This window comes from Barnesiella sp. CU968 (assembly GCF_905219685.1).
Lineage (GTDB): Bacteria > Bacteroidota > Bacteroidia > Bacteroidales > Muribaculaceae > Lepagella > Lepagella muris_A.
In genome coordinates this window covers 1-3,910 of sequence record NZ_CAJMXD010000288.1, presented here as the reverse complement: position 1 = coordinate 3,910, position 3,910 = coordinate 1, and the positions used below count along the sequence as shown (strand labels likewise).

The 3,910-nt window shown below is 51.4% G+C and carries 4 protein-coding genes; 2 read left to right on the top strand and 2 right to left on the bottom strand.

Translation table 11 applies throughout. From position 1 onward, the window contains the following. Together JX312_RS10365 and JX312_RS10360 are read left to right on the top strand one after the other, a co-directional pair. On the top strand, window positions 1-536 hold a 536-nt coding region (locus JX312_RS10365; RefSeq protein ID WP_204457945.1), incomplete at its 5' end, for a transposase. 119 nt (window positions 537-655) lie between these two features. Further along, window positions 656-1,441 carry a S1/P1 nuclease gene (locus tag JX312_RS10360; protein WP_204457944.1) on the top strand — a complete coding sequence of 262 codons (786 nt, stop codon included), beginning with the start codon at window positions 656-658 and terminating at the stop codon, window positions 1,439-1,441. Here the strand turns inward: JX312_RS10360 and JX312_RS10355 are convergent. Both JX312_RS10355 and sufB read right to left on the bottom strand, forming a co-directional pair. Continuing rightward, the gene (locus JX312_RS10355; protein ID WP_123404524.1) at window positions 1,438-2,394 is read right to left on the bottom strand and encodes a PhoH family protein; all 957 of its coding nucleotides are present in this window, start codon (window positions 2,392-2,394) and stop codon (window positions 1,438-1,440) included. The genes JX312_RS10360 and JX312_RS10355 overlap by 4 nt on opposite strands. Before the next feature lie 52 nt (window positions 2,395-2,446). After that, window positions 2,447-3,910 (bottom strand): Fe-S cluster assembly protein SufB (gene sufB / locus JX312_RS10350; protein WP_255563916.1); only part of this gene is annotated, 1,464 nt, incomplete at its 5' end.

The window sequence follows — 3,910 nt, the reverse complement described above, 5'->3', positions numbered from 1 at the left end:
TGAAAGACAATCCGCAGGCGCAGGAAATAGCAAAGCTCTTCGGACTCCTTTACCACTTCGAGCATCAGCACCGCATACGCAAAGACGGATGGACGGAAGACGATCACCTTCAGTGGCGACAGCGATACTCAAAGGTGATGCTCGAAAAAATCCGCATGAGACTGACCGCAGTCAAAGACCGCATCGGCGTTCCTCCGGACGACCCGCTGCTTGCCGCCACCGAACATGCGCTCCGGCAATGGAACGAGATACCGCGCATCTTCGCCTCGCCAACCTATAAACTCGACAACAACGAGGTCGAGCGCATCAACCGCTACATATCCCTGACCCGACGCAGGCTGACAATCGGATCCCACTCAGGAGCCGAAGCTGCTGCCCTGTACCACTCTCTTGCGATCACNTGCCACCGCTGCGGAGTCAACGTCTTCGACTANTTCTGCGACATCATCGACCGCTGCACCACATGGCCACCAAACACCCCCATTGAAAAATACCGCGACCTGCTACCCGACCGCTGGAGACCCTCACAAAAATAGCCGCCCAAAATCTGGACGGCTATCTTTTTAGGATATACCTGCTATCGCGGACGGTTGTACTATTCCGTAAGTTTGTATAATTTTGGAGTCGAATCCATAACCCTAAACTAATTGAACTTATGAAATGCAAGATTAAATTGTATGCAGTCCTGTGCATTATCGCGATGTCCGCACTGTCGGCTTCGGCATGGGGGCGTCTCGGACACGACGCAGTGGCAGGAATCGCCGAAAAACATCTCACACCCCGGGCAAAGGCAAATATCGAACGCTATCNGGGGAATCATTCAATCGTTTATTACGCATCATGGATGGACTGGGTCAGGCAGATGCCACATTACAGCCATTCAAGCCGCTGGCATGCCTCAAATGTCGATTCTCTGGGCGTATATTACCCGAGCCAACGACGCGATGCCGTTGAAGGATGCAGAAAGACTTTCGATAATCTGCGACGCCACAAGGAGATGACTGATTCCGCCGTTGCCGACAATATAAAACTGTTTGTGCACATAGTCGGTGACATGCACTGCCCCGGACATGCGTTCTATACCGGTTATGACCAGAAGAATATCTATTNCAAGCTAAACGGTAAAAAAGCCCAGGTTCATGATTTCTGGGACAACTGGGTGCTTGACCAGCATCCCTGGCAATATAAGGAATATGTAGAGCAACTCGACAGATTCGATGACCGCCAGATTGCGGAAATGCAGAAAGGGACACCCGAGGAATGGGCGACCGAATCAGGTAAAGCGATATCCGGAACCTACGGCTGGTTTGAAAACGGAAGGGATTACGACAAAGCCGAGACTTACAGCAGAATCCTTGCCGGAGAAAAGATCGCCCACGAACGCATTGTGCGCGCCGGATACCGCCTTGCACGCCTGCTGAACGAAGTCTTCGACTATTAGCCCTCCTCTTCGGAGTCCTCACGCTCGCGATGCTCGTAGGCATCGACGATGCGCTGAACCAAAGGATGTCTTACGATATCCTTTTTTTCATATTCTATGACTCCGATGCCCTTCACACCTTTGAGTATTCTGAGAGCCTGAAGCAAACCGCTCTGCACGGTTCGCGGAAGGTCGATCTGTGTTGTGTCGCCGGTGATTATCATCTTGCCGTTCATTCCGAGACGCGTCAGAAACATCTTCATCTGATGGCGCGTGGTATTCTGCGCCTCGTCAAGGATTATGACTGCATCGTTCAGCGTGCGCCCGCGCATGAAGGCAAGGGGGGCGATCTGAATTGTCTGCGCCTCCATATATTCTTTCAGCTTCTGTTGTGGAATCATATCCTCCAACGCATCGTAAAGCGGCTGCAGGTACGGGTCTATCTTGTCTTTCATGTCGCCGGGAAGGAAACCGAGTTTCTCACCCGCCTCCACGGCAGGGCGGGAAAGGATTATCTTGCGGCACTGCTTGTTTTTAAGCGCGTGCACGGCAAGGGCTATCGCGATATAGGTCTTGCCCGTTCCCGCCGGACCGAGCGCGAACGTGAGGTCATTCTGTGCGAAACTCCTCACCATCCTTGTCTGGTTGGCGTTGCGCGGAGCTATGGGTTTGCCGTTCTGTCCGTATATTATTACACCTTCCGCATTCACCTCCTTCGGCGGGTCTCCGCGAACGATATCTATAATCGCCTCTTCGTCAAGACGGTTGTATCTGGACGCATGGGCTTCTATGGCATGTATCTTTTTCTCGAATTCCGCAGTCTCGCTCTCTTCACCTATAACCTTGATGACATTGCCGCGCGCCGCCATCCGCAACTTCGGGAAAAGATTGCGTATAAGGCTTATATTTGCATTGTTGACCCCATAAAACGTCTGGGGATCCACATTATCGATTATTACTATTCTTTCGATCATCAAACTATCTTTATTACCAGGAACCGGTCTGTATGGTGTAAACCGGTCTTTATCATCCGACTGAACCCTCAAGCGAGATTTGCAACAGTTTCTGAGCCTCGACCGCGAACTCCATCGGNAGCTTGTTCATAACCTCCTTCGTGTATCCCCCCACAATCAGTCCTACAGCCTCTTCCATCGGAATTCCGCGCTGCATGCAGTAGAATAGCTGCTCCTCGTTAATTTTCGATGTTGTGGCTTCATGCTCGACTGTAGATGAATTATTTCGCACGTCAATATATGGGAATGTATGCGCCCCGCATTCATCGCCCATCAGCAGAGAGTCACACTGCGTGAAATTCCGACACCCCGATGCATCTTTCGACATGCGCACCAGACCGCGATAGGAGTTCTGGGACTTGCCCGCCGAGATACCTTTGCTGACAATAGTGGAACGCGAGTTGCGCCCTACGTGTATCATTTTTGTACCCGTATCAGCCTGCTGCCAATTGTTCGTGACTGCCACAGAGTAGAACTCTCCTACCGACTCGTCTCCCTTGAGAACGCAAGAGGGATATTTCCATGTTATCGCCGAGCCGGTCTCGACCTGAGTCCATGATATCTTGGAGCGATGTCCGCGACAGAGACCGCGTTTTGTCACAAAATTATAGATTCCGCCACGCCCGTCCTTGTCACCGGCATACCAGTTCTGCACAGTGCTGTATTTCACTTCCGCCCTCTCCTCGCAGATAATCTCCACTATCGCGGCATGAAGCTGGTTTTCATCGCGCATCGGTGCTGTGCATCCTTCCAGATAGCTGACATAGGCGTCATCATCCGCAACAATGAGAGTGCGTTCGAACTGTCCTGTTCCCGAGGCGTTTATACGGAAATACGTGCTGAGTTCCATCGGACAGCGCACTCCCTTGGGTATATACACAAACGAGCCGTCGGAGAATACCGCCGAATTAAGCGCCGCATAATAGTTGTCGCGATAGGGAACAACAGTGCCTAGATACTTCTTCACCAGATCCGGATAGTCTTTAACGGCTTCCGAGAAGGAACAGAAGATCACTCCGAGTTCTGCCAGTTTCTCACGATGCGTTGTCTTCACGCTCACGGAATCCATCACGGCATCAACCGCCACACCGGCAAGCTGTTTCTGCTCTTCAAGCGAGATGCCAAGCTTGTCGAAGGTCTTTACAAGCTCCGGATCAACCTCGTCCATGCTTTTCTTAAGCTCTTTCTTTCTGGGTGCGGCGTAATAACTTATCGCCTGAAAATCTATAGGCGGGATTTTCAGATGCGCCCACTCAGGAGGAGTCAATGTCTTCCAATAGCGGTAAGCCTTCAGCCTAAAGTCAAGAAGCCACTCAGGCTCCCCTTTTTTCTCAGAAATGAAGCGCACCACATCCTCGTTGAGACCAGGAGGCACAATCTCCGTGTCTATATCCGATGTGAAGCCATATTTATATTCGGAATTGGTGGCGTCATGAATCGTTTTCTCCGAACTCTGGCGTCTGCCGTTTTCCTGTTC